This is a genomic window from Mesorhizobium sp. M0768, from assembly GCF_040320195.1.
GTDB lineage: Bacteria > Pseudomonadota > Alphaproteobacteria > Rhizobiales > Rhizobiaceae > Mesorhizobium.
Genome location: NZ_JAMYPD010000094.1, coordinates 1 through 1206, shown reverse-complemented (window position 1 = coordinate 1206; position 1206 = coordinate 1). Strand labels below are relative to the sequence as shown.

General features: G+C 64.0%; 1 protein-coding gene and 1 pseudogene. Both read left to right on the top strand.

The genetic code is table 11. The annotated features are described in order from the left end of the window. Positions 1-323, top strand: a pseudogene (locus tag NKI08_RS34440) (ABC transporter substrate-binding protein); the annotation flags it as partial. Between the two features lie 64 nt (positions 324-387). Next, positions 388-1179, top strand: a complete 792-nt coding sequence (locus NKI08_RS34435) for an ABC transporter ATP-binding protein (protein WP_352775955.1) — start codon at positions 388-390, stop codon at positions 1177-1179. Positions 1180-1206: the final 27 nt, after the last annotated feature.

Sequence of the window (1206 nt, the reverse complement as noted above, 5' to 3'; positions counted from 1 at the left end):
CCAAGTTCGGCAACCGCACGCTCACCGGCGACGAAGTCCGCTGGGGCTTCGAGCATCTCAAGCTCGATCCGGCACGCGTCGAGGCGCTGGGCGCCAAGGACCTGTTCCACTCGATCAACGTCTCCTGGGACAATCACGAAGGTGACGGCTACGTGACCTTCCAGCAGTGGGACGGCAAGAAGTGGAACGTCGTCTCCGACTGGATTGCGCCCGACTGGAAGCTGCTGCGTCCGATCATCGAGAAGTCGTCCGAGGCCTATGCCAAGGAAAAGGGCATCAAGATCCGCACGGCCGAAGACGCCGAAGCAGTGGTCAGCAACTGAAGTCCAATAACTCGCGGCCGGCCCACGGGCCGGCCGCGATTTCCTGCCTATTGCGGAGTCATCGATGTCCAGCCCGGAAAATCCGATCCTGTCGGTCAGTCGCGTGGAGGCCGTCTACAACGGCGCCGTCGCCGCCCTGCACGGTGTCGACCTGTCGGTCGGCAAAGGCGAGATCGTCGCACTGCTCGGCTCCAACGGTGCCGGCAAGACGACGCTGCTACGCGCCGTATCCAATCTCCTCCCGGCCGAGCGCGGCACTGTTACCGCTGGCCGGATCACTTTCGACGGCGAGGATGTCTCCAGGGCAAGCCCCTCTCACCTCGTCCGCAAGGGTCTGGTCCAGGTCCTCGAGGGCCGACACTGCTTCCGCTCGCTGACGGTCGAGGAGAACCTTCTGACCGGCGCGCTCGGGCGTTCGTCCTCCCGCACCGGCGTCAAGGCCGACCTCGACCGCGTCTATGCGCTTTTCCCCAGGCTCACCGAGAAGCGGCGAACCCGGTCCGGCCTCACCTCCGGCGGCGAGCAGCAGATGACGGCGATCGGCCGCGGTCTGATGTCGCGGCCGAAACTCTTCGTGCTGGACGAGCCTTCGATGGGGCTGGCGCCGCTGATCGTCGACGAGATTTTTAGCGCTTTGAAGCGGCTCAATCGGGACGAAGATCTTTCGATCCTTGTCGCCGAGCAGAATTCGGCAGTGGCGCTGAAATATGCCGACCGCGCCACCGTGCTCGAAAACGGAAAGAGCGTGCTGGAAGGGTCGGCCGCCGACCTGCGCCAGCGCGACGACATCAAGACCTACTATCTCGGCGGCACGCCGCTTCCATCGCAACATTTTCCCCAGGAGACCGCAGCATGACCATCCAATCGAAGCAGCCGTCCGATA

Excerpts from the sequence above, each read along its gene's own strand:
- NKI08_RS34435 (WP_352775955.1), top strand. The coding sequence starts at position 388 with ATGTCCAGCCCGGAAAATCCGATCCTGTCGGTCAGTCGCGTGGAGGCC.